This is a genomic window from Neorhizobium sp. SHOUNA12A (assembly GCF_023006505.1).
Lineage (GTDB): Bacteria > Pseudomonadota > Alphaproteobacteria > Rhizobiales > Rhizobiaceae > Neorhizobium.
Genome location: NZ_JALBGV010000010.1, coordinates 1 through 24661, shown reverse-complemented (window position 1 = coordinate 24661; position 24661 = coordinate 1). Strand labels below are relative to the sequence as shown.

General features: G+C 61.6%; 23 protein-coding genes. 11 read left to right on the top strand and 12 right to left on the bottom strand.

Translation table 11 applies throughout. The features are described 5' to 3' along the window. Nucleotides 1–200: 200 nt before the first annotated feature. The 4 genes from MOV63_RS07135 (at nucleotide 201) to MOV63_RS07120 (ending at nucleotide 4156) form a co-directional block, all read left to right on the top strand. Nucleotides 201–1487, top strand: coding sequence for an efflux RND transporter periplasmic adaptor subunit (locus tag MOV63_RS07135; RefSeq protein ID WP_247032929.1), 1287 nt, complete (start codon nucleotides 201–203; stop codon nucleotides 1485–1487). An 11-nt stretch (nucleotides 1488–1498) separates the two neighbouring features. Next, entirely contained in the window at nucleotides 1499–2215 is a 717-nt protein-coding gene (locus tag MOV63_RS07130) for an ABC transporter ATP-binding protein (RefSeq protein ID WP_247032928.1), read from the top strand. Continuing rightward, the gene (locus MOV63_RS07125; protein WP_247033065.1) at nucleotides 2205–3410 is read left to right on the top strand and encodes an ABC transporter permease; all 1206 of its coding nucleotides are present in this window, start codon (nucleotides 2205–2207) and stop codon (nucleotides 3408–3410) included. Before MOV63_RS07130 ends, MOV63_RS07125 begins: the two co-directional genes overlap by 11 nt. A 122-nt stretch (nucleotides 3411–3532) precedes the next feature. Next, nucleotides 3533–4156 carry a GntR family transcriptional regulator gene (locus MOV63_RS07120; protein WP_247032926.1) on the top strand — a complete coding sequence of 208 codons (624 nt, stop codon included), beginning with the start codon at nucleotides 3533–3535 and terminating at the stop codon, nucleotides 4154–4156. A gap of 5 nt (nucleotides 4157–4161) precedes the next feature. On the opposite strand, the gene sufA is transcribed toward MOV63_RS07120, so the two are convergent. The 8 genes from sufA to MOV63_RS07080 form a co-directional block, all read right to left on the bottom strand. Continuing rightward, complete coding sequence (sufA, locus tag MOV63_RS07115; protein ID WP_038542936.1) at nucleotides 4162–4551, bottom strand: Fe-S cluster assembly scaffold SufA; 390 nt, start codon at nucleotides 4549–4551, stop codon at nucleotides 4162–4164. Between the two features lie 77 nt (nucleotides 4552–4628). Further along, nucleotides 4629–5009 (bottom strand): SUF system Fe-S cluster assembly protein, encoded by a 381-nt coding sequence (locus MOV63_RS07110; protein WP_038542934.1) that lies wholly within the window; start codon nucleotides 5007–5009, stop codon nucleotides 4629–4631. Nucleotides 5010–5020: 11 nt separating this feature from the next. After that, entirely contained in the window at nucleotides 5021–6262 is a 1242-nt protein-coding gene (locus MOV63_RS07105; protein ID WP_247032924.1) for a cysteine desulfurase, read from the bottom strand. Between the two features lie 13 nt (nucleotides 6263–6275). Next, nucleotides 6276–7550, bottom strand: coding sequence for a Fe-S cluster assembly protein SufD (gene sufD, locus MOV63_RS07100; RefSeq protein ID WP_247032922.1), 1275 nt, complete (start codon nucleotides 7548–7550; stop codon nucleotides 6276–6278). 25 nt (nucleotides 7551–7575) lie between these two features. After that, entirely contained in the window at nucleotides 7576–8331 is a 756-nt protein-coding gene (sufC, locus tag MOV63_RS07095; RefSeq protein ID WP_046636376.1) for a Fe-S cluster assembly ATPase SufC, read from the bottom strand. Continuing rightward, nucleotides 8324–8638: a cytoplasmic protein gene (locus tag MOV63_RS07090; protein WP_247032920.1), complete on the bottom strand. Its 315-nt coding sequence runs from the start codon at nucleotides 8636–8638 to the stop codon at nucleotides 8324–8326. The genes sufC and MOV63_RS07090 overlap by 8 nt, the downstream gene beginning before the upstream one ends. Beyond that, nucleotides 8638–10107 carry a Fe-S cluster assembly protein SufB gene (gene sufB, locus MOV63_RS07085; RefSeq protein ID WP_247032919.1) on the bottom strand — a complete coding sequence of 490 codons (1470 nt, stop codon included), beginning with the start codon at nucleotides 10105–10107 and terminating at the stop codon, nucleotides 8638–8640. The genes MOV63_RS07090 and sufB overlap by 1 nt, the downstream gene beginning before the upstream one ends. Nucleotides 10108–10255: 148 nt before the next feature. After that, a complete protein-coding gene (locus MOV63_RS07080; RefSeq protein WP_247032917.1) occupies nucleotides 10256–11422 on the bottom strand; it encodes a cysteine desulfurase family protein in 1167 nt (388 codons plus the stop codon). A 242-nt stretch (nucleotides 11423–11664) separates the two neighbouring features. Here MOV63_RS07080 and MOV63_RS07075 point away from each other — a divergent pair, with 242 nt between their 5' ends. Beyond that, nucleotides 11665–12342 carry an alpha/beta hydrolase gene (locus MOV63_RS07075; RefSeq protein ID WP_038542924.1) on the top strand — a complete coding sequence of 226 codons (678 nt, stop codon included), beginning with the start codon at nucleotides 11665–11667 and terminating at the stop codon, nucleotides 12340–12342. Nucleotides 12343–12389: 47 nt separating this feature from the next. Here MOV63_RS07075 and MOV63_RS07070 read toward each other — a convergent pair whose 3' ends face one another. Then, entirely contained in the window at nucleotides 12390–13577 is a 1188-nt protein-coding gene (locus MOV63_RS07070) for a GGDEF domain-containing protein (RefSeq protein WP_051899714.1), read from the bottom strand. Between the two features lie 270 nt (nucleotides 13578–13847). Between MOV63_RS07070 and tyrS the strand changes: the two genes are divergently transcribed. After that, the gene (gene tyrS / locus MOV63_RS07065; protein WP_038542922.1) at nucleotides 13848–15101 is read left to right on the top strand and encodes a tyrosine--tRNA ligase; all 1254 of its coding nucleotides are present in this window, start codon (nucleotides 13848–13850) and stop codon (nucleotides 15099–15101) included. Nucleotides 15102–15151: 50 nt separating this feature from the next. On the opposite strand, the gene MOV63_RS07060 is transcribed toward tyrS, so the two are convergent. Beyond that, nucleotides 15152–18556: an AsmA-like C-terminal domain-containing protein gene (locus MOV63_RS07060; RefSeq protein WP_247032915.1), complete on the bottom strand. Its 3405-nt coding sequence runs from the start codon at nucleotides 18554–18556 to the stop codon at nucleotides 15152–15154. Between the two features lie 124 nt (nucleotides 18557–18680). Between MOV63_RS07060 and MOV63_RS07055 the strand changes: the two genes are divergently transcribed. The 5 genes from MOV63_RS07055 (at nucleotide 18681) to MOV63_RS07035 (ending at nucleotide 23580) form a co-directional block, all read left to right on the top strand. Next, nucleotides 18681–19148, top strand: coding sequence for a peroxiredoxin (locus MOV63_RS07055; RefSeq protein WP_247032913.1), 468 nt, complete (start codon nucleotides 18681–18683; stop codon nucleotides 19146–19148). A gap of 15 nt (nucleotides 19149–19163) precedes the next feature. Further along, complete coding sequence (locus tag MOV63_RS07050) at nucleotides 19164–19991, top strand: ferritin-like domain-containing protein (RefSeq protein WP_247032912.1); 828 nt, start codon at nucleotides 19164–19166, stop codon at nucleotides 19989–19991. A 92-nt stretch (nucleotides 19992–20083) separates the two neighbouring features. Further along, on the top strand, nucleotides 20084–21397 hold the full coding sequence (locus MOV63_RS07045; RefSeq protein ID WP_247032911.1) for a M23 family metallopeptidase: 1314 nt from the start codon (nucleotides 20084–20086) through the stop codon (nucleotides 21395–21397). A gap of 208 nt (nucleotides 21398–21605) precedes the next feature. Further along, a complete protein-coding gene (locus MOV63_RS07040) occupies nucleotides 21606–23159 on the top strand; it encodes a DEAD/DEAH box helicase (protein ID WP_247032910.1) in 1554 nt (517 codons plus the stop codon). Nucleotides 23160–23166: 7 nt separating this feature from the next. Continuing rightward, on the top strand, nucleotides 23167–23580 hold the full coding sequence (locus MOV63_RS07035) for an NUDIX domain-containing protein (protein ID WP_247032909.1): 414 nt from the start codon (nucleotides 23167–23169) through the stop codon (nucleotides 23578–23580). 181 nt (nucleotides 23581–23761) lie between these two features. Here the strand turns inward: MOV63_RS07035 and MOV63_RS07030 are convergent, their stop codons facing one another. Next, on the bottom strand, nucleotides 23762–24088 hold the full coding sequence (locus tag MOV63_RS07030) for a TfoX/Sxy family protein (protein WP_247032908.1): 327 nt from the start codon (nucleotides 24086–24088) through the stop codon (nucleotides 23762–23764). A 4-nt stretch (nucleotides 24089–24092) separates the two neighbouring features. After that, nucleotides 24093–24661: NTP transferase domain-containing protein (locus MOV63_RS07025; RefSeq protein ID WP_247032907.1), on the bottom strand; the 569-nt coding region annotated here is incomplete at its 5' end.

The following is a 24661-nucleotide window of genomic DNA, read 5'->3' as shown; positions in this document are numbered from 1 at the left end:
GTTAAAGGCTGATGAAATGGCCGGTATTCTTCGATACACGTGCATTACCGATATTTAAGTTTTACCATTTCCGGTTTTATGTCATTGAGAGAGCATAAGAATTTCGCCCGGCGACCATGCTTCGGGCGGATTTGCGCCCCATGACGGCGCAGCGAGAGATTTAGCCCTGGTTGTATCGCTATCCAGCAAAGGACAGGCCGTTGAACGTGCAGAACACCCCCGACCCGGCAGCAAAGACCAGCGGCACGCCCGATCTCGCCACGATCCTGGCAACCTCGGGAAGCCAACGCAAAAAGCGTCGCTGGATCTGGCCGACGGTCTTTGTCGTTCTCGTTGCGGTGGCGGCGGGCGCCTATGGCTATTCGGGCAGCGGCGGCCCGCGCTATGATTACACGACGCAACCGGCCAAGCGCGGCGGCCTCTCGGTCATCGTCACGGCGACAGGCTCGGTCCAGCCGACCGATCAAGTGGACATATCGAGCGAATTGTCCGGCACCGTCCGCAAGGTCAATGTCAGCTATAACAGCGCGGTCAAACAGGGTGATGTGCTCGCCGAACTCGACACCAACAAGCAGGAAGCGGATGTCCAGAGCGCCCGCGCCCAGCTCGCCTCGGCAAAGGCCAACGTGCTGAAGGCCGAAGCGGAGGCGGCCTCAGCCAAAAATTCGTTCGACCGCCTGACCGGCCTCGTCAGCAACCGCATTTCCACCCAGCAGGAACTGGACGCGGCGAAATTCACCTATGATTCGGCGCTCGCCACCAAGGCCGTCAACGAGGCGTCTGTTCTTTCCGCCGAAGCCAATCTGCGGCTGTCGGAACTCAATCTCGTGAAGCTCAAGATCGTCTCTCCGATCGACGGCATCGTGCTGACCCGCGCCGTGGATCCGGGGGCGACCGTCGCGTCTTCGCTCAATGCGCCGGTGCTCTTCACCATTGCCGGCGACCTAAAGCGCATGGAGCTGCAGGTCGCCGTTGACGAGGCGGATGTCGGCCATGTGCAGGAGGGTCAGGCGGCAAAATTCTCTGTCGACGCCTATCCCGATCGCAACTTTCCCGCCACCATCCAGACCGTGCGCTTCGCCTCCGAAACCGTCTCCAACGTCGTCACCTACAAGGCGATCCTGACGGTAGACAATGCCGACCTGCTGCTGCGTCCCGGCATGACGGCAACGGCCGATATTACCGTGCAATCGGTCACCGACGCGCTCCTCGTGCCGAATGCGGCGCTGCGCTACTCGCCGCCGACGACGGCGCGCAGCCGCGGCAATTTCCTCACCCGGCTTTTTGCGCCGCCGCGTCCGCGCGGCAATCGCGGCGGCGACGATGCTTCGGGAGCGGGTCGTGCCGTCTGGGTTCTGCGCGCAGGCGCGCCGACGCGGGTGCAGGTCGAGACCGGCCCCAGCGACGGCCAATTCACGGTGCTGAAATCCGGTGAGATCAAGCAAGGCGACCTGCTGATCACGGACGCCGTCACCCGGGCGAACTGAGGAGGGTTTTGATGACGCTCCCTCCCATCATCGCCTTCAGACAGGTTTCGAAATTCTACGGGCACGGCGAAGCGACGATCCGTGCCCTCGATCATATCGACCTGTCGATCACGGCGGGCGAGTTCGTGTCGATCATGGGTCCGTCCGGTTCCGGCAAGTCGACTGCGATGAACATCATCGGCGGGCTCGACGTGCCTTCATCCGGCGAATATCTGTTCCAGGGCATTCCGACGAGCGGCTTCGACCGCGCCCAGCTGACACTTTTACGCCGGCATATGCTCGGCTTCGTGTTCCAGGGGTTCAATCTTCTAGCCCGCACGTCCGCGGTCGAAAATGTCGAGCTGCCGCTCGTCTATCGCGGCATGGATCACCGCGAGCGGCGCAAACGTGCGATGGTTGCGCTGGAACAGGTCGGCCTCAAGGGCCGCGAAGGGCACACGACCCAGGAACTGTCCGGCGGGCAGCAGCAGCGCGTGGCGATTGCCCGCGCCATCGTCACCGATCCCGCCGTGCTGCTGGCCGACGAACCGACCGGCAATCTCGACACCAGGACCAGCGCCGAGATCATGGAGCTGATCACCCGGCTCAATCGAGATAACGGCATCACCGTGATCATGGTCACCCACGAAGAGGACATCGCCGCCTATGGCAAGCGGCTCCTGCGCTTCGTCGACGGCCACCTCGCCTCCGACCAGGCGCAGGTGAAGGAGCATGATCATGTTCTTTGAGACGGCGAAACTGGCCTGGCGAGCGATCAGCCGCAACATGCTGCGCTCCTTCCTGACGGTGCTCGGCGTGGTGATCGGCGTCGCGGCTGTCATCGCCATGGTCACGGTCGGCAACGGCACGACGGCGAAGGTCCAGGCCGAGCTTTCTCGCCTCGGCACCAACACGCTGTTCGTCCGCCCGGGCCAATGGGGGCCGGGACGCGCCAGCAGCGAGGCCAAGCGCTTCAACGACAAGGATGTCCTGGCGATCCAGGAACAGGTGGCCGGACTTCGCGCCGTGGCGCCCGTCAACCGCGGCACCGCGACCGTGATTGCCGGCGGCGCCAACCATTCGTCCAGCGTGATCGGCACCAACAACGATTATCTGATCGCCCAGGACTGGGATCTGTCGCTCGGCCGGTCGTTCCTCGCCAGCGAGGACCGCGGCAGCCAGGCTGCCTGCATCATCGGCGAGACGGTGCGCAAGGAACTTTTTGGCGCAGCCAACCCGGTCGGGCAGAACATCCGCGTCAGCAATGTCGCCTGCCCGGTGGTCGGCGTGCTCGCCGTCAAGGGCCAGTCCGGCATGGGCGACGACCAGGACGACACGGTCATCATGCCGTTGAAACTGCACCAGCGGCGGATCGGCGGGACGACGACGATCAGCAGTATCATCCTGTCGGCGCAGGATGGTGTGGCAACCGAAAAAGTCCAGTCGGATGTGGAAAGCCTGCTGCGCGAAAGGCGCAGGATTGCGGTCGGCCGCGATGACGATTTCTCGGTCAACGACATGTCGCAGATCGCCGCGGCGATGACCGGCACGACAGTGCTGCTGACCGGGCTGCTCGGTGCCGTCGCGGCCGTGAGCCTGCTGGTCGGCGGCATCGGCATCATGAACATCATGCTGGTTTCGGTCACCGAACGCACCCGCGAGATCGGAATTCGCTTGGCGATCGGCGCGCTGGAGCAACAGGTATTGACCCAGTTCCTCGTCGAGGCGGTGATGCTGTCGATCTTCGGCGGCGTCAGCGGCATTGTCGCGGGCCTCGCGCTCGCCTATGGCGTCGTCAGCTTCCTCGGCGTGCCCTTCGTCGCCAGCCCGACGATCATCCTGCTCGCCTTTGCCTTTTCGGCGGCGATCGGCATGGTGTTCGGGTATTTCCCGGCCCGGCGTGCGGCGCAGCTCAATCCGATCGAAGCGCTCCGCCACGAATGACCAAAGCGCCTCTGGCCGCCAAGAACGCCGACGAACAACTGAATACCGCAGACTGATATATCAGCCCGGCTTGCCATTCCAAATGCGACATGCCAGCTTCTGATATATCAGAGAGGATCACCATGGCATCCGAAGCAGAACCGCTCAGCAGACAGGCCTATCACCGGCTTGAAACCCTGATCGTCACCATGGAGCTGCCGCCCGGTGCGCTGGTTACGGAAAAGCAGCTCATCGGCCTTGCGGGACAAGGCCGCACGCCAGTGCGCGAAGCGATCCAGAAACTCGAATGGCAGGGATTGATGCGGGTGCGCCCGCGCGTCGGGCTGCAGGTCACCGAGATCATCGAGAGCGACCACGACAGCATCATGCAGGTGCGGCGCCAGCTTGAACCGGTTGCAGCAGCCTTGGTGGCGGAACATGCCAGCGATGAGCAGCGCAGCGCCCTGCTCGACTGCGCCAAGGCAATGGGTGCCGCAGCGGCGACCGGTGACATTCACGGCTTCCTGGATGCCGACAAGCGTTTTGACGAGACCCTCGAGGAGGCCTGCCCCAACCGGTTCCTAACCTCGGCGCTGGCGCCGCTCCAGACCCATTCGCGGCGGCGGTGGTTTTCGACGGCCTCTATCGAACGGCTGGATCAGGCGGTAACGCAGCATGTCGCCGTCATCCGTGCCATCCGGACGGGCGACGCCGACGCCGCGCGAAGAGCAATGGAGACACTCCTCGCCTATCTGACGAATTCATGAGGTAATCAGGCGTGGACTTCGGCTTCGCGCTGCTTTGCGAGCGCAGCGAGATCCGCAGGCTTCAGTTCGACCGACTCGCCGCAGCCGCAGGCAGACGTCTGGTTCGGATTGACGAAGGTGAAGCCTGAGCGCATCTGCGTGACTTCGAAATCCATCTGGGTGCCGAGGAGATAAAGCACGGCGGAAGGTTCGATCCAGACGCTCGCGCCGTCGTGCTCGATCATGTCGTCCTTTGCATTCGGCTCGGTGACGAGATCGACTGTGTATTCCATGCCGGCGCAGCCGCCTTTCTTGATCCCGACGCGCAGGCCCTTGGCCTCCGTTCCGGAATTGGCAACGAGCTGTTTGACGCGGGTCGCAGCGGCATCGGTCATGGTCATAATGGCGAAGCCCATGGGCTCAGTCTCCTTCCGCACACGGATTCAAGGTCCGGTGTTTCACGATTCAAATGTAGTACCGACCGATTAATCGATCAATACCAACCGACAGCCACCTGGGCTTCTTCGGACATGCGCTCCGGCGTCCACGGCGGATCGAAGGTCATCTCGACTTCGACGCCGGACACGCCTTCTACGGCGCCGACGGCGTTTTCCACCCAGCCCGGCATTTCGCCGGCGACCGGGCAACCTGGCGCTGTCAGCGTCATCAGGATCTTCACCATGCGGTCGTCCTCGATGTCGATCTTGTAGATCAGACCGAGTTCGAAGATGTCGGCGGGGATTTCCGGATCATAGACCGTTTTCAGCGCTCCGATCACGTCGTCGCTCAGTCGCGCCAACTCATCGGCCGGAATAGCGGATTGGATCAGTCCTTCGCGGGCATCCCACTTCAATTCCGTTTCATCGGCGGCCATGGCAATAGTCCTCAAGCAAAGAAATTTCGTGCGTAGTCGAGCGCATCGGCCAGCGCATCCACTTCGGCACGTGTATTATACATGCCGAACGATGCCCTGCATGTGGAGGTGACGCCGAAGCGCTTCAAGAGCGGCATGGCGCAATGGGTGCCGGCGCGGACCGCCACGCCCTTGCGGTCGATCACCATCGAGACGTCATGGGCATGGATGCCCGCAAGCTCGAAAGAGAAGATGCCGCCCTTGCCGGGCGCATTGCCGATGATCCGCAGCGAGTTGATGGCGCGCAGGCGTTCGGCAGCGTAGGCGGCTAGGTCCGCTTCGTGGCGGGCGATCGCGGCGCGGCCGATCTTGTCCATGTAGTCGAGCGCGTAACCGAGCCCGATCGCCTGGACGATCGGCGGCGTACCCGCCTCGAAACGATGCGGCGGATCGTTGTAAGTGACGATATCCTCGGTGACGTCGACGATCATCTCGCCGCCGCCCTGGAACGGCCGCATCTCCTTCAACCGGTCCGACTTGCCGTAAAGCACGCCGATACCGGACGGACCGTAAAGCTTGTGGCCGGTCATCACGTACCAGTCGCAATCGATGTCGCAGACATCGACCGGCATGTGCACGGCGCCCTGGCTGCCGTCGATCAGAACCGGAATGCCGCGCTCGTGGGCGATGCGGCAGACTTCCTTGACCGGAACCACGGTGCCGAGCGCGTTCGACATATGGGTGATGGCGACGAGCTTGGTCTTTTCGGTGAGAGACTTTTCGAAATCCTCGATATGGAAGGCACCCTCGTCGTCGACCGGCACCCAGACGAGCTTGGCGCCCTGCCGCTCGCGGATGAAATGCCAAGGCACGATGTTGGAATGGTGCTCCATGATCGTCACGACGATCTCGTCGTCGGCGCCGATATTCGGCATGCCCCAGCCGTAGGCGACCGTGTTGATCGCCTCGGTCGAGTTTTTGGTGAAGACGATCTCGTCCACCGAACCGGCATTCAGGAACCGGCGCACCTTTTCGCGCGACGCCTCATAGGCTTCGGTCGCGGCATTCGAGAGGAAATGCAGGCCGCGATGGACGTTCGCATATTCGCTCGAATAGGCGTGGCTGATCGCGTCGATCACCACCTGCGGCTTCTGGGCCGAGGCGCCGTTGTCGAGATAGACCAGCGGCTTGCCGTGCACCATCGTCGACAGGATCGGAAAATCCCGGCGGATCGCTTCCACATCGTAGGTCGTCGAGGGTACACTCTGGTCCATGTCAGGCCCCTTCTCAGGCGTGTTTTTCAAGCCAGGCCGAGATGACGCCTTCCAGCGCCTCGACCAGCTTTTCTTCCTCGAGTTCCTCGACGATCTCGGCAACGAAGGCATTGACCAGCATGGCCCGCGCCTTGTTTTCCGGAACGCCGCGCGCCATCAGGTAGAAGAGATGGCTGCTCTCGATATCGGCAACCGTCGCGCCATGGCCGCAGACCACGTCGTCGGCGAAGATTTCGAGCTCGGGCTTGGCCGAGAACCCGCCATCGTCGGTCAACAGAAGCGTGTTGCAGGACATCTTGGCGTCTGTCTTCTGTGCGTCCGGAGCGACCCGGATCATGCCCTGGAAGACGCCGTTGGCGCGGTCGAACACGACGTTGCGGATGATTTCCGTCGAGTTGGTGTTCGGCACGTTGTGGCCGAGAACCAGCGTGACGTCGGTGTGGCTTTCCGCGCCGAGCAGGTTGACGCCGCGCAGCGTCAGTTCGGCACCCTCGCCGGCCACGTCGATGCGCAGTTCCTGGCGCACCAGCTTTCCGCCGGCATTGATGACGAAAAGGCGCAGCTTGGCATCGGTGCCGAGCTTTACGCGGATCTGGCCGAGATGGGTGTCCTCTGCGGCCTGTTGCTGCAGGATGATCCAGGTGATGTCAGCGCCGTCCTCCAGTGCGATGTCACTGATTGAGGACACAAGCGCTGAACCTTCCGCCACCGACCGGTGACGCTCGATGATCGTCGCCTTCGAAGCAGCGCCGAACGAGACCGGAAAGCGCGTATGGACCTGGCCCGCGCCGTGCAGAGCCTGCAGTTCGATCGGCGCATCCAATTCAGTATTGGCCGGAACAGTGATCGCATAACCATCACGCACGAAGCTGCCGTTGATGCGGCCGATCGCGTCGTCCTTGTCGAGCGCCGTCAGGCCGGCCGCGGCCAAGCCGTCGGCGAGCCTGTCCCTGAAGAGCGCGATCTCGACACCGTCAACGGCGGCCTTCGCATCGGCAGTACCCTGCAGGATCGAAAGGACCTTCGATCCCTCGACCAGAGGCGCGGCCGGATCGATTGCCGAAACGGTAGCGGCGTCCGGGAGGACACGCAGCAGGTTCTTGAGGTCGGTATAATGCCAGGCCTCGATGCGGCGGGTCGGCAGGCCGGACTTCTTGAGATCGTCCAGAAGCCTGTCCCGCGTGCCGATCACGGCGCCATTGCCCGGCAGTTCGCCGATCTGCGCGCCGAAGGCTTCGACCAGCGCGGTTTCCGCAGCCGTGAGGCGGCTTGTCGTCTGCATGTTCATGACAACATCCTTCCCTTCGGGCCGCTTAAGCCGCTTCTCCGATGATATCGGCATAGCCGTTCTCTTCCAGCTCAAGCGCAAGCGCCTTGTCGCCGGAGCGGATGATCTGGCCCTTGTAGAGCACATGAACCGTGTCCGGCACGATGTAGTCGAGCAGGCGCTGGTAATGGGTGATGACGATGGTGGCGCGGTCCGGCGACTTCAGCGCGTTGACGCCGTCGGCGACGATCTTCAGCGCGTCGATGTCGAGGCCGCTATCGGTCTCGTCGAGAATGCAAAGCTTCGGCTCGAGCAGCGCCATTTGCAGGATTTCGGCGCGCTTCTTTTCGCCGCCGGAGAAACCGACGTTGAGCGGGCGGCGCAGCATGGCCTGGTCGATCTTCAGCTTGTCGGCGGCCTCCTTGACGCGGCGGATGAAGTCCGGCGTCGTCAGTTCCGCTTCGCCGCGCGCCTTGCGCTGCTCGTTCATCGCAACCTTCAGGAACTGCATGGTGGCGACGCCCGGAATTTCGAGCGGGTACTGGAAGGCGAGGAAGATGCCCTTGGAGGCGCGCTCGGCCGGGTCGAGTTCCAGAATGCTCTCGCCGTTATAGAGGATGTCACCCTCGGTGACTTCGTAATCCTGGCGGCCCGACAGGATGTAGGAGAGGGTCGACTTGCCGGAGCCGTTCGGCCCCATGATAGCCGCGATTTCGCCGGCCTTCACGGTGAGGTTCAGGCCGCGGATGATCTCGGTGCCGTCTTCGGCGATGCGGGCGTGCAGGTTCTTGATCTCAAGCATTTCCAGTTCCTTCAATCGGCCATGGCGGTGGAATATCAAACCACTGGCGTCTCATTCTTTCCAAAAATCGCACGTCAGTAACCGGGTAGCCTGACGCGTCTCCAATCACCGCATCGATTCCGCATTTAGGGCACATCGCGGTGAGACGTTCTTCATCGTCCTTCGTCTCGTAAATCCATTCCCAGACGTGTTTCGCCGGAAATGTCTCAAGACAGAAGAAGCAGCCTGACGTTTCACTCTCTCCCAGTTCATGACGATTGCGGATGCAATGCAGATGGGCAACGATAACGTCCGACTTCGCTTCCATCAGCCGACGCTACCCTCCAGCGAAATTCCGATCAGCTTCTGGGCCTCGACGGCGAATTCCATCGGCAACTGCTGGATGACGTCCTTGACGAAGCCGTTGACGATCAGGGCGATGGCTTCCTCTTCGGGTATGCCGCGCTGCATGACGTAGAACTTCTGGTCCTCGGAAATCTTCGAGGTCGTCGCTTCGTGCTCGATCTGTGCCGATGCGTTCTTCACGTCGATATAGGGCACGGTGTGCGCACCGCACCGGTCACCGATCAGGAGCGAATCGCAATTGGTGAAATTGCGGGCGTTCGAGGCCCGGCGGTTGATCGACACTTGACCGCGATAAGTGTTGTTCGAATTGCCGGCGGAAATGCCCTTGGAGATGATGCGGCTCGACGTGTTCTTGCCGAGATGGATCATCTTGGTGCCGCTGTCGATCTGCTGATAACCGTTGGAAACGGCGATCGAATAGAACTCGCCGCGGCTATCGTCGCCGCGAAGAATGCAGCTCGGATATTTCCAGGTGATCGCCGAACCGGTCTCCACCTGCGTCCACGAAATCTTCGAACGGGCGCCGCGGCAATCGCCACGCTTGGTGACGAAGTTGTAGATGCCGCCCTTGCCCTGGGCATCGCCCGGATACCAGTTCTGCACCGTCGAATACTTGATCTCTGCGTCGTCGAGGGCGATGAGTTCGACCACGGCGGCGTGGAGCTGGTTCTCGTCACGCTGGGGAGCCGTGCAGCCTTCGAGGTAGGAAACGTAAGCGCCTTCCTCGGCGATGATCAGCGTGCGCTCGAACTGGCCGGTGTTCTTTTCGTTGATGCGGAAATAGGTGGACAGCTCCATCGGGCACCGCACGCCCTTCGGCACGAAGACGAAGGAACCGTCGGTGAACACGGCAGCGTTCAGCGTCGCATAGAAATTGTCCGAGGTCGGAACGACCGAACCCAGGTATTTCTTGATCAGCTCAGGATGTTCGCGGATTGCCTCGGAGATCGACATGAAGATCACGCCGGCCTTCTGCAGTTCCTTCTTGAAGGTGGTCACGACCGAGACGGAGTCGAAGACGGCATCGACGGCGACCCGGGGCGTCTCGACGCCAGCCAGAATCTCCTGTTCGCGCAGCGGAATCCCGAGCTTCTCGTAGACCCTCAACAGTTCCGGATCGACTTCTTCGAGCGACTTCGGGCCGGCGCTGCTTTTCGGCGCGGCATAATAGTAGAGGTCGTTGAAGTCGATCTTCGGATATTCGACGCGTGCCCAGGTGGGCTCTTCCATGGTCAGCCAGCGACGATAGGCGTCGAGACGCCATTCCAGCATCCATTCCGGCTCCTGCTTCTTGGCCGAGATGAAACGGATGATATCTTCCGAAAGACCCTTTGGCGCCTTGTCCACTTCGATGACGGTTTCAAAACCGTATTTGTACTGGTCCACATCGATTAGGCGAACCTGATCGATTGTTTCCTGCACGGCAGCCATGTTCATACTCCAAATCTTGCCGGTTCAAATTCCGGCAATTCTTGTCATCAATCCGGGGGGACAGTTGCCTCCCTTATGTAGGCGCCAGAAGGCGGTTTTCACACCTTTTGGCAAGCGGAAATTTGCGCATGCGCAATTTTGGAAGCGGTCACGCCGCCTCGCCCGCCGGTTTTCGCCGGCCGGCAATCTTGGCGAAGGCGGCCAGCGCCCGCGCGATATCATCTTCCGTCGTGTCGAGGCCGAGCGAAATCCGCAAAGCACCGAGCTTCGGATCATGCCCCATCGCCGTCAGAACATGGCTTTCGCCGACCTTTCCCGCCGAACAGGCGGAGCCGGCGGACAGCGCGATACCTTCGAGATCGAAAGCGATCTGCCCGGTTTCCGATTTCAGCCCCGGCAAAGTGAAAAAGCAGGTATTCGCCACACGCAGAACTCCCTCGCCATGGATGATCGCATCCGGGGCAGCCTGGCGCATTCCCGCTTCCAGCCGGTTGCGCAACTCTTCGATCCCGGCATTGCGGTCATGAAGGTTTTCACGCACGGCCTGGGCCGCCGCACCGAACCCGACGACGGCATGGAAATTTTCCGTGCCGGACCGATGGCCCTTTTCCTGGCCGCCGCCGCGGATGAGCGGTTTCGGCATCAGCACTTCGCCGCGCGAAACGAGTGCGCCGACGCCCTTCGGACCGCCGATCTTGTGCGACGACAGGATCAGGAAATCCGCATCCAGCGCATTGATGTCCACCGGGATACGGCCGACCGCCTGCACGGCGTCCACCACCATCAAGCCGCCATGGGCATGGGCGATCGCCGCAACGTCTGCCACGGGCTGAACAATGCCGGTCTCGTTATTGACCAGCATGACAGCGACCATCGGCATGCCGACGCTCCGGTCGTGTTCGGCCAGCAGCGCCTCAAGTGCGGAAAGATCGACGATACCCGCCGGCGTCACCGGCACTTCGGTCACCTGGGCCGGATCGAAACGACCGCCTTCGCGGATCGCCGGATGCTCGATCGCAGAGACATAGACACGGCTCATCGCCAAAGGCGCCCGGCCCATCCGGAAATCCGGGGTCAGCACGTGATTGGCAGCTTCCGTCGCGCCGCTGACGAAGGTCACATGCGCCGGCTCTGCACCGACCAGCGCCGCCACCTGCTGGCGCGCCTTGTCGATTGCGGCGCGTGCCGCCCTGCCCTCGCCGTGAACCGACGAGGCGTTTCCCGGCAATTGCAACGCATCCAGCATGGCGGCGCGGGCCGGCGCGCTCAAGGGCGCGGTCGCGTTCCAGTCCAGATATGTGCGGTTCAGCGCCATTGCCTGATCGGCTTCCGTTTCTAGATAGATGTTGAATTACAGATGGGGCGGACGGGGAACCCGCATTTTCCTTGAAATTTCCGTCGGCCTTGCCGTAAGAGACATCGCATCGGGCGCGCATCCAGCATGCAGCCCAAAGTTTCGAATGGTTCTAAGCTGAGTTTAGAAAAGCTGAGCGTCTTCGTCAAGTCAAACTCGACGTGATACTCGTTTGGAACCTGAACATATTGACCGGAGTACCGATGCCCGAAGTCATTTTCAACGGCCCAGCCGGCCGCCTTGAAGGTCGTTACCAGCCATCCAAGGAAAAGAGCGCCCCGATCGCCATCGTCCTGCACCCGCACCCGCAGTTTGGCGGCACGATGAACAACCAGATCGTCTACCAGCTCTTCTACATGTTCCAGAAGCGCGGTTTTACGACACTCCGGTTCAATTTCCGCAGCATCGGTCGCAGCCAGGGCGAATTCGACCACGGCGCCGGAGAGCTTTCGGATGCCGCCTCGGCGCTCGACTGGGTGCAGAGCCTGCATCCCGATTCGAAGAGCTGTTGGGTCGCGGGTTATTCCTTCGGCGCCTGGATCGGTATGCAGCTCCTGATGCGCCGTCCTGAGATCGAGGGTTTCATGTCGATCGCGCCGCAGCCGAACATCTACGACTTCTCGTTCCTTGCGCCCTGCCCGTCGTCCGGCCTGATCATCAACGGCGACAGCGACAAGGTGGCCCCCGAAAAGGACGTCAACGGGCTCGTGGAAAAGTTGAAGACGCAGAAGGGCATTCTGATCACCCATCGGATAGTCGAGGGCGCCAATCACTTCTTCAACGGCCAGGTGGACACGCTGATGGGCGAATGCGAGGATTATCTCGACCGCCGCCTCAACGGCGAATTGGTGCCTGAACCGGCAGCCAAGCGCATTCGCTGATCGCTTTCAAAAATTGTTGGCGAAAACGGCTGCTTCGGCGGCCGTTTTCATTTGACGGCTTTGATGGATTTCGGCTGCGGAGAGCCGATATGCCTCGCCTGCCTGACGCGGTTGCGGCCGGAGCGCTTGGCCTCGTAGAGAGCAGCATCGGCGTCTCGCATGGCTCCCGCAAGATCGCCTCCCGGCGCAAGTTCCGCCACGCCGAAACTTGCAGTCACGGCAAAGGAGGACGGGAGCGCGCTGACCGTTATTCCCATCGTTCCGCCCCGGAGCGCCTGCGCAAACAGCGTCGCCATGTCGAGCGTCGTACTGGGGATGAAGATCGCGAACTCCTCGCCGCCGATGCGGCCGACCACGGCATTCTTGGCGGCGCTCGTCTGCAACAGATCGCTGAAGGCCTGGATCACCAGATCACCACCGTGATGGCCGTAGGTGTCGTTGATGCGCTTGAAATGATCGAGATCGCAGATGATCACCGCGTGCCCGGCCTTCGGCGCCAGCGCCATCGCCGCCTTGACGCCGTTCTCGAAGCCGCGGCGATTGGCAAGACCAGAAAGCGCGTCCTTCTCCGAATTGCTGCGCTCGTCCGCCATGATCTCCAGGACCAGAACCGACAGCAGCGTCAATCCGACCGCGACCATCAGCACTGCAGTCGAGCTTTGTGAGATCAGCGCGTAATTGGTGCCGATATAATCCTTGGCGGTCGTGCCCGCCCCCGCGATCACGGCAAGGCTCGCCTTTGCGAAAAAATGCAGGCCGGTCGCCAGCAGCAGATAACCAAGCGCCCGGTCGATCGCCAGCCGGCGGGTCGATGAAAAGATGGCCGCCGCACTCGAAAGGAGCGCCAAGGCAAACGGTGTCTGGTAGGAAAAGGCATGTGCGGCGGTTCCCCGAGGCAGGTCGTAGATCAGCAGGTCGAGGCAGATGCCCGTCACAAGGAAACAGCCTGCCCAGACAGGCGCGACCTTCCGGCCGTAGAGAGTGCCGATACCGACCCTGAGCAAGGTCATGCCGCAGAGCACCGATGCGAAGGCGCAGATTGCCCAGAATTTCGTGAGATACGCATAGGCGACCAGCAACTCACAGACTGACGAGAGCGAGGCGATGGTAAAAGCGGCGGCAAACCAGAGCGCAGCCGTCCGCGAGCGGCTGCGCGTGGAAACCACAACAAAAACCGCACCGAAACACATGGCGATGATAAAATTCACCGCGAGGAAAAAGGCAGCCCCGTTCATCAGCCCATCAATGCAGGAGACCTGCACACCACCCGGTTATCGCGTCCCGGGCCGGATGTTAAAAGCCCATGGAACAAGAAACCGTTAATGCATAACCTGTCCTTCTTGCACCTGCTATTGCGTCCCGCGGAAATTGCAAGGTTCCCTGTTGGCCGCCGCCCATTCGTCGCGCTGATCACACCCAACATCACTTTTGAAGTGATTACCGGCAAAAACAGTGCTAGAGGCGCGGCCACATATCCCAGAACCCACCCTGCCCAGAGTTAGATCATGTCCAGGTTCAAGTCCGATTTCCTCCGCACGCTCGACGAGCGCGGTTTCATCCACCAGGTTTCCGACGAGACCGGGCTCGACGAACTGTTTTCGAAGGAAATCGTCACCGGCTATATCGGCTTCGACCCGACGGCGCCGAGCCTGCACGCCGGCAGCCTGATCCAGATCATGATGCTGCACTGGATGCAGCAGACAGGCCACCGGCCGATTTCGCTGATGGGCGGCGGCACCGGCATGGTCGGCGATCCTTCGTTCAAGGACGAAGCGCGCCAACTGATGACCGTCGACACGATCGAAGGCAACATCGCCTCGATAAAGCGCGTCTTCGCGAACTACCTCGCCTATGGCGAAGGTCCCAAGGACGCACTGATGATCAACAATGCCGACTGGCTGCGCAGCCTCAACTACCTCGAGTTCCTGCGCGACGTCGGCCGGCACTTCTCCGTCAACCGGATGCTGTCGTTCGAGAGCGTCAAGACGCGCCTCGATCGCGAGCAGTCGCTGTCCTTCCTGGAATTCAACTACATGATCCTCCAGGCCTATGACTTCGTGGAACTCGCCAAGCGGACGGGGTGCCGGCTGCAGATGGGCGGCTCGGACCAGTGGGGGAATATCGTCAACGGTATCGACCTCGGTCACCGCATGGGGACGCAGCAGCTTTTTGCGCTGACTTCGCCACTCCTGACCACGTCCTCCGGTGCCAAGATGGGCAAATCGGCGACGGGCGCCATCTGGCTCAACCCGGACATGCTGTCGGCCTATGATTTCTGGCAATACTGGCGCAATACCGAGGATGCGGACGTTCCGCGCTTCCTGAAGCTCTACACGACGCTGCCGATGGACGAGATTGCAAAGCTTTCAGCGCTCGGCGGTTCGGAGATCAACGAGGTCAAGAAGATCCTGGCGACCGAAATCACGGCCATCCTGCACGGTCGCACAGCGGCGGAGGAAGCCGCAGAGACCGCCCGCAAGACGTTCGAGGAAGGCGGGCTTTCCGAAAACCTGCCGTCGGTCGAGGTTCCCACTGCCGATCTCGAAGCCGGGATCGGCCTCCTGTCGCTGATCGTGCGCGCCGGTCTTGCCGGTTCGAATGGTGAAGCACGCCGTCACGTCCAGGGCGGCGCGGTGCGCATCAACGACCAGGCCGTCAGCGACGAACGCATGACCATCGGCACCGGCGAAATCACCGGCGACGGCGTCATCAAGCTCTCGCTCGGCAAGAAGAAGCACATCCTGGTGCGCCCAGCCTGAACCGCGCGTCTCGATAACAAGTTGAAACGGGCCGCGACGAGCGGCTCTTTTTATTGAAATTCAAAGATTTGGCGGAAAATGCCGGGGGCGATCAGCGACAGCGGGTTGACGGTCAGCCTCGGCTTCTCGAACGGGCCTTCGAGCTTGAAGGTGATGCCGAGCAGGCCGCGATCGCGGCCGTTGCCGAGAATGGCGCCGATCAGCGGCAGCTCGCCGAAAAGTCGGTTCAGGCCGTAAGCCGGCATGAACGTCCCGGTCATCTCCATATTGCCCTTGGAATCGCGCACCAGGCCCTGGAAGGTCGCACCGATCTGCTCGCCGCGCACCACGCCGTTTTCTATGGCGAACGAGCCGTTCCGATAAAGCAGGCTTGCAAAGCCGCGCTGGAATTTGGCCGAATTGACATCGATGTTCTTTTTCGTGGCCGTGTTCAGGCTGCGGCCCTCCTGGTCCGGAGTCGCAACGAGAGACTGGAGTTTGGCCTCGTTGACCAGCGCGAAATTGCGCAGATCGATGGCACCGGTCCACGCATCGCCTTGCGCCTTCAAGCGCAGGTTCAGGAGGCCGCCGCGCATGTTGTCGTAGAGGTTCATGAAGCGGATGATCGCGCCGGCATCGCCGCTGGTGATGGAAATCGTGTCGCCCGCATTCATCTCGCTGACGACCGCCTGTCCGCTTTCCGTCGAGCCGGAAAAATCCGCCGCCGAAATATTGCCGCTACGGCTTGAAAACAGGAACGACACATTCGAGAGCGTCTGGTCATTGAACCCGATCATGCGGTCGAGCTTACCCCGCACGGTGGCGTTGCTCGTATCGTCGCCCGCGCGTTTGGCGCCGCTGCCGCTCTTTCCTCCTGCCCGGATCTTGGTGACGACGGGCCGCATATCGACGACGGAGCCGCTGATCGAGACGTCGAAATTGCCCTTGGTGCGTTTGACGCTCACCGCATAATTGTCGGACGGCGAGAGCTGCATATGCGAGAAGTCCGCCGACGTCAGGCTGCCGCCATTGAGCGCGAAGCTCCCGCGCGCGCCAAACCCGTCGCCGGAGAGTTCGAAATTGCGGATATCGGAACGTTCTCCGGTGTCAGACAACTCGAATTGCGCCTTGGCCGGAATGCCGCCGCCCTTGGTCCAGCCGAGCCACGGGATGGAAAGCGTTGCTCGGCTGAGATCGAGCGAGACGGATTGGCGAGTTTCGTCGATCCGCGTCAACTGAGCCGTCACCGGCCCGTCGATCACGTCGGAGAGACCCGGCGCGAGTTTTTCCCGCTGATCGTTGTTGAGGACGGTCTTGACGATCCGCTCGCGCTTGACCGACGACGCCGGACCGACTGGTTCGACCAGTGTGATATCGGCCGGCACATCATCGATCGTCCCCTTGGCGACAAGCCGCGCCGCCAGGTTGTCGATGTCGAGCGTGCCATCCAGACCGCCGATCTTGCGGCCGGAAAACTGCGGGCCGAGATCGATGTCGTCCAGATCGATATGGGCACTCCAGGTGGGTTTCGGCGGATTGTGCGCCAGGATCAGCCCCATATGGGCCTTGAGGTCGACGCGCGCGTGACCGGAAAAATCCTCCGGCTTGAACTCGGTCCCCTTCAGCGCATTGATCGGCCGGAAATTCGCAAGCTCCGTCATCGCATCGGCCGGCCCCGCAATCTTAAGCGAAAGGTCCGCCATCAGCGGTTTTACATAGGTCGAGGGGATCGAGAACCGGCCGCCTTCAACGGCGACGAACCGACCGGATGGAAAGAAGGAAGATGCGCGTGCAATATCGACCTGCATCACCTCGCCCTTCAAGTCGAAACGGCCATCGATGTCGCGTAGCGGAGGCACGTCGCCCGGCAGGTTGATCCGGGTATTGGCGAGATCAAAACCGATCTGCAGTTCGTTCTTGTCGAGCTCCATCGGAATGCCCGGCCCCTTCATCCGGCCGGCCGGAATGAAGACGGCGATCGAGCCATTGGTGATGGTGCCGCCGAACATGTTGTCCATGACCCAATCGCGCGGCTTGCGGGCCATCCAGAACGGCCAGAGCTGCTTGACGCCGGTCACTTCCATATGCGGCAGCTGCGCCCCGAAACTGATCTCGGGAGACTGGTTGCCGAACCGCACTTTGAGGGATCCGGCCATGCGGCCGAGAGGGCTGGAAACCGCCATCTCATCGAACTGAAGCGCGCGATCTGCCGACAGGTATCGCCCATTCGCCTTGAGATCGAAGCGGGCGGGCTGCTCGCTTGCCGAGGCGCCGACGGCTGTTGCGCCGCTGATCAGAACATCGAGGCCGAACCCTGGACGCTTGTCGTCCGGATTGAGCCGGCTGAGATCGATCACCGCGCCAGTGAACGGCAGGATTGTCGGCCCGAAACGGACCTCGGATTTCAGCAGCTCGATCGAGTTCTTCGCGAAATCATAGGCCACGTTGATATTGGCGCCGCTCAAAATCTGCTGGATACCATCGAAGTAAAAATGGCCGGGAGACTGGCGAAGCGTCGCGGTGATGGCCGGCTTTGCAGCCTCACGTGAGCGAACCGCCGAAAGATCGAGATCGAGGGAGCCTTCGATCCCCTCGCGCGGCTGACCATCCTCGGTTCGCTGCAGCATGAAAGATGTCACCTCGAGGCCCGTCAGCTTGGCCGAGAGCGACGACGTAACCCCTTCGATGGTCTTCGACGCTGCGATGAGGACGGCTTTGCGGCCGTTGAGGCTGATCGCGCCGTTGATCACCACCTCGCCTTCGGCGCTGCGTGTCAGTTCGAGATCGTCGACGACCAGCGTGATCGGCTTGCGTCCGGGCGCTGCCGGCAAGAGGATCTCTATTCCGGCGATGCTGACGGAGCCGGTCCCGGTTCGCTCGATGAGTGCCTTGGCTTCGTCGAGACGCTGGAAAATCTCCTCCAGCAGAGCCGGCATGGCATCGACGCGGACTTCCGAGATTGGCAACGGATCGCCGGAGGGCAATTGCGCCGTGTCGAGACGGATATGTTCCGCCTCCATATGCTTGATCGACACGCGGCCGCCGAGAAGCGCCAGCGGATCGACGGCCATGCGCATGGCGCCGGCACGGCTCAGATGTTCGCCGGTCGCCCGTTCGACGATATCGACGTCACGCGCTTCCAGCGCAAGGCGTAACCTCGAATCGAAACGGATGGCGGTCGAGCCCACGGAAGCGACGTAACGTGGACCGATGGCATTGTTGATGGCGCTCTGGGCACGCGACGAAAGCGTGCTGTCGACCATGCCGCCCTCGATCGCGAAAACGGCGCTGCCGACCGCAATAAACACCAGCAGGAAGAAAAACAGCACCGTCTTGCCGACTCGTTTGCCTCGCCGGCTCGGCGGCGGGCAGTGCACGATAATCGGATCCTCGACCTGTGCGGAGGGTAATTCATGCAGCGGAATGATTTCTTTCCGGCTGAAACTGACCCTTTCTCCGCGAATTTCCGATACCAAGTTGAGGACTCATCTTTCTGCATTCGTCTTCGGGCCGGGCGCGACCGCTCTGGACGTCGCTCGGGCGACTATATACCGATTGTGGCGAATATCATCCACGATACCGGCGAAAGAAAGGAAATCTATGGCCGATTTGACCATTGGCGACATTGCACCGGACTTCGACCTTCCGTGCGACGGCGGCGGCTCCGTTTCCCTCAAGGCGTTCGCGGGCAAACCGGTCGTCCTCTATTTCTATCCCAAAGACGACACCGAAGCTTGCACCAAGGAGGCGATCTCGTTCACGGGCCTCTTGCCGGAATTCGAAAAGGCGGGCGCGCCAGTCATCGGCGTGTCGCCCGACAGCGTCAAGAAGCATGACAAGTTCGCCAAGAAGCATGACCTTTCGATTATCCTCGCGGCTGACGAAGACACTGCCCTTGCCAATCTTTACGGCGTCTGGAAGGAGAAGAGCATGTATGGCCGGACCTATATGGGCGTGGAACGCACGACCTTCCTGATCGGCGCGGACGGGCGCATCGCCCGGATCTGGTCGAAGGTGAAGGTAAAAGGCCATGCCGAAGAGGTGCTTGAAAGCCTCAAGGCGCTATAGGCAGGAGACAGATCGATGTCGGGCGAGTTTTCGATCACATCGCTGAGGGGCGGCGCAACGGCGGCAATCCTGTCGGGCGACCTCGATATCAAGACGCGGCTGGCGCAGGAGACCGCCAGCCGGTGGTTCGAGCGGCGGCTGTCGCTCCGCTCTCCACTCGACCCACCCCTCCCCGAACGTCCCGGCCGGCCGGCAAAGCCGGAGCTGGTGCCGCCGAAGGCGGTCGGCAAACGCTCATTGCATACCGTCAACGGCCGGATCGCAACGCTGCATGCGATCGCCCATATCGAGCTCAATGCCGTTGACCTGGCACTCGACATCGTCGCCCGGTTTGCGACGGAGCCAGTACCGAATTCCTTCTTCGACGGCTGGATGCAGGTGGCTTTCGAAGAGGCGAAACACTTTCGCATGGTGCGGGCCCGGCTGAACCAGATGGGTGCCGACTATGGCGACATGCCGGCCCATGACGGGCTGTGGCAGGCGGCCCATTCTACGCGCAACGACCTCACCGCCCGTCTTGCCGTCGTACCCCTCATTCTCGAGGCGCGCGGTCTCGACGTGACACCATCCCTGCAGGCGAAGATGCGCGAGACCGGCGATCTCGAAAGCGCGGCCATCCTCGACGTCATCTACAACGATGAAAAGGGCCACGTGGCGATCGGCGCAAAATGGTTCCGCTTTCTCTGCGCCCGCGAGCGCAAGGATCCGGCAGCGACGTTCCAGCAGCTGGTGCGCGCCAATTTCCGCGGATCGCTGAAAGCGCCGTTCAACGATATCGCCCGGGCCGAGGCGGGCCTGACGCCGTCATTCTACAGGTCGCTGACCTCCACCAGCTACGCCTGAACGCCTGGATTAAAGCGTTCGTTAACCATATCCATGTGTAATCCCGACAATGGGAACAGCGGCCGAACGAGTCGCATCTCCGGGAGATCCGCGTGGCGAAGGGAACCGAAAGCCGGGTGTTTGGGAAACGGGCGCCTCAGCACGTTCTCATTTTCGCCAGCGGTGAGAAGATCCGCCACATGACCATCCGGCCCTGGATGGCCGCGTTGACCTTCTGTTTTCTCGGCGTTTTCGCAATCGGCTATCTTGGCGCCACCTCCTATCTGGTGATCCGTGACGACCTGATCGGCGCGACCATGGCGCGCCAGGCCCGCATGCAATACGATTACGAGGACCGGATCGCGGCGCTGCGCGCCCAACTCGACCGGATCACCTCGCGCCAGCTCCTCGACCAGCAGGTGGTCGAGCAGAAGGTCGAGAAGCTGCTGGAACAGCAGAACGCCCTGTTTTCGCGCCACGGCAAGCTGGGTTCTCTTTTGAACCGCGCCGAGGAATCCGGCCTCACGACACCCGAAACACCGACGCCGCCCATGCTCCAGCCACCGGCCCAGGAACGCCAGGCTTCGCTTTCCGGCGGCAGCGGCGGCGTCCAGGCAATTGAGAAGCTGCTCTCCGGCAAGACTTCCGCCACCCCGCTCCAGGCGCCAACCGCGCTCGGTTATGCGCCTCTGCGCGAAAACATCGCCGACCGCGCCGACCGGGTTTTCTCCAAGGTGACGCTGTCGCTGAAGAACATCGAGAAGGAGCAGCTTGCCAAGATCGCTGATCTGACCACCGGCGCTTCGGAAACCGCAGACGCTATCGCCGCGATCCTGAAGCGGACCGGCGTCGAGGTGGCATCCGCAGACAGTGGCACTGAAGATGCCACGGACGGCGTTGGGGGGCCCTATGTCGCACCGCAGACCAATATCGGCGCCTTCGATGCCTCGCTCGACGAGCTCGATGCGGCGCTCAGCCGGCTGGAAAGCGTGCGCGAGACGGCGCGCGACCTGCCCTTCGGCAATCCCGCCCCCGGCCGGCCGGTCACCAGCCGCTACGGCAACCGCATAGATCCTTTCCTCGGCCGGATGGCCCTGCATGCGGGCATCGATTTCCAGGCCTCCACCGGCGACGACGTGAAAAGCACCGGCTCCGGCAAGGTAATCTCGGCGGGCGCTGCCAGCGGTTACGGCAACATGGTCGAGATCGACCATGGCCAGGGCATCACCACCCGCTACGGCCATATGTCGAAAATCCTGGTGAAGGAAGGCGACGAGGTTGCCGCCGGAGAGGTGATCGGCAGGGCAGGCTCGACCGGCCGTTCCACCGGCCCGCACGTCCACTACGAGGTCCGCCGCGACGGCAATCCGATCGACCCGGTGCACTTCCTCAATGCCGGCATGAAGCTCACCACCTACCTCAATTGAGGTAAGCTGCCCGCCAAAAGGCAATTCTTCGCCCGCAGAACGATAGCCGGCTTGGTCAACGGCGATCTTCATTCACCAATCCGGCGGCCAATCGCCTTGCTTTCCTTGACTTTTGGACATTTTGGTCCTATGTCGCGGCCAGTTGTCGGCCAGCATGCGTCGACTCCCATAGTGTTCGCATAGAACCGGAACGGAAACAGAATTCCCTTTGACCACATTTGCTGATCTTGGCCTGAGCCAGAAAGTCCTCTCCGCTGTCACCGACGCGGGTTATACGATCCCCACGCCGATCCAGGCAGGGGCAATCCCGCATGCTCTGCAGCGCCGCGATATCTGCGGCATCGCACAGACCGGCACGGGCAAGACGGCCTCCTTCGTTCTCCCGATGCTGACGCTTCTGGAAAAGGGCCGAGCTCGCGCTCGCATGCCGCGGACGCTGATCCTCGAGCCGACCCGCGAACTCGCCGCCCAGGTCGCCGAAAATTTTGAGAAATACGGCAAGAACCACAAGCTCAACGTCGCGTTGCTGATCGGCGGCGTGTCCTTCGACGACCAGGACCGTAAGCTGGAACGGGGCGCCGACGTGCTGATCTGCACCCCCGGCCGCCTGCTCGATCACTGCGAGCGCGGCAAGCTTTTGATGACCGGCGTCGAAATTCTCGTCATCGACGAGGCCGACCGCATGCTCGACATGGGCTTCATTCCGGATATCGAGCGGATCGCCAAGATGATCCCGTTCACCCGGCAGACGCTGTTCTTCTCGGCCACCATGCCGCCGGAAATTCAGAAGCTCGCCGACCGCTTCCTGCAGAACCCGGAACGGATCGAAGTCGCCAAGCCTTCCACCACCGCCAAGACCGTGACGCAGCGCCTCGTTGCCTCGCACAACAAGGATTACGAGAAGCGCGCAGTGCTGCGCGAACTCATCAAGGCGCAGGACGATCTCAAGAACGCAATCATCTTCTGCAATCGCAAGGTCGATGTCGCCGATCTTTTCCGTTCGCTCGAGCGGCACGGTTTTTCGGTCGGCGCGCTGCATGGTGACATGGACCAGCGTTCGCGCACGACGATGCTGCAGAATTTCCGCGACGGCAATATCCAGCTGCTGGTCGCCTCCGACGTTGCCGCACGCGGCCTCGACCTACCCGACGTCGGCCATGTCTTCAACTTCGATGTGCCGATCCACGCGGAGGACTATGTCCACCGCATCGGCCGGACAGGACGCGCCGGCCGTTCGGGCCGCGCATTTACCCTCGTTACCCGCTCCGACACCAAATATCTCGCTGCCATCGAGAATCTCATCAATGAGAAGATCGAATGGCTGAACGGCGACATTTCCGCCCTTCCGGCGCCGATGGAAAGCCATGAGAGCGAACGCGGTGGCCGCAAGAGCCGCGATCGTGATAAGGACCGCGGCCGCGGCAGACGAAGCGATTCGGGACGTGCTGATTCTGGGCGCGGGGATTCGAGTCACAAGGCTGACACGAAGATTCAAGATAATCAGATAGAAGCAGTCGAAGAGGCATTTGTGGAAGCTAGGGTGGAAAACGTGAAACCGGAGCGCAAGGCAGACAGGAAGCCGCAGAACAATGGCGGCAACCGCAACTCGCGGCCGACACCTGCACCGGCCCCCGCAAACGACGACAATCGCGAGCGTCGCCAGCGTTACCACCGCGATCACGACGATGGCCCGACCCCGGTCGGCTTCGGCGACGATATCCCGGCTTTCATGCTGATCGTTGCAAACGGCGGCAAGGCTTAAAACCTCCGTGCCGAGACCGGGCATTGATTTCCCAGGCGTCGGCGCCGGGCTTGTGATCCTGCGCGACGACGGCAAGGTTCTGCTTTGCCGTCGTCTGAAGGCGCCGGAAGCGGGCTTCTGGAACATTGTCGGCGGCAAGGTCGATCCGATGGAGCCCTCCTCGCAAGCCGCCCGCCGCGAAGCGGAAGAAGAGACCGGTCTGAAAATCGGCAGGGTCGAGCTTCTTTGTACGGCCGAAGAGATCATCGAAGCCGATCGGCAGCACTGGGTTTCGCTGATCTATATCACCCGCGATTTTACCGGTGAGCCTTCGCTCACGGAGCCAGATAAATTATCGGACATCGGCTGGTTCGATCCTCATAACCCGCCTCAGCCGCTTTCGGCCTTTTCTGCCAGGGCCTTTTCATATCTCCCAAAATGAGTGCAAACGAAAACCGCTCCGGAGAACCGAAGCGGTCGACTTGATGAAATCATTTTGACAGAATTTCCGGATGCAAGCTTACCGAGAGTATCGGCGGCCGACGTCCCTCAATATGAGGTGGACGGTATGCGCTTCGGACCCTGTCGAGCAAGATGCGAAATCTAGCACTCAGGATCGAAGTTCAGGATTTGGAGTTGGCGCGCACCGCGGCCTCGAAGGCCAGCCGCACCCATTTGCGCATCTCGTCCGGATCGTCGAAGGCTTCCTCCGGCACCGTCCAATAGGGCATCAGCACGGTTTTGCCCTTCTTTCCCTCATAAAACCATTGCTTGGCACCGGCGCCTTCGAATTCCGGTGCGCTCACCGCATCGGCCTTCAGCATGATCTCGCCGCGCAGGTCGATCGCGACGATCAAACCATCGTGATAGATGCCCTTGCCGCCGAACATGCGGCGGATCGAAACCGGGCCGAGCCCCTCGAACATTTCCTCGATATCGGGATTGTCCATTCGCCTACCCTTTCAAAATCCCGCCGGCGGCTGTCACGGCTTCGGGTGTGTCGACGTCCAGATGCGCGGCAGGGCCGATATCCACATCGACCACCGAAAGTCCTGAATTCTCGATGATCGCACGGGCGCCGACATCACCTTCCAGCCGCAATATGGCATCATAGGCTATTCGCGGCAGAATGATCGGGTTGCCCCGTTTCCCGTCCGACACCGAACGGACCACAACACCGCCACCGGCCTCCCGGAAGGCGGCGATCAGCATGTTCAGATGCTCCGTCGTGACGCCCGGCATGTCGGCCAGCATGACCAGGATGCCATCCTTCTGGGCCAGTTCCGGACTTGAGAAACCGGCGACCAATGAACTTGCCATGCCGGAGGCATAGTCCGGATTGAAGTGGGAACCGATGTCGAGGCCGGCCAGCGCCGTCTCGATCTCGTCGCGCCGATGACCGGTTACGGCGACGACGGGCGAGGCCTGCGACGACAGCAGCATGCCAGCGGTGCGGCGGACGAGCGGAATGCCCTCGAATTCGGCAAGCAGCTTGTGCGGCCCGTCCTTGCCCATGCGCCGCG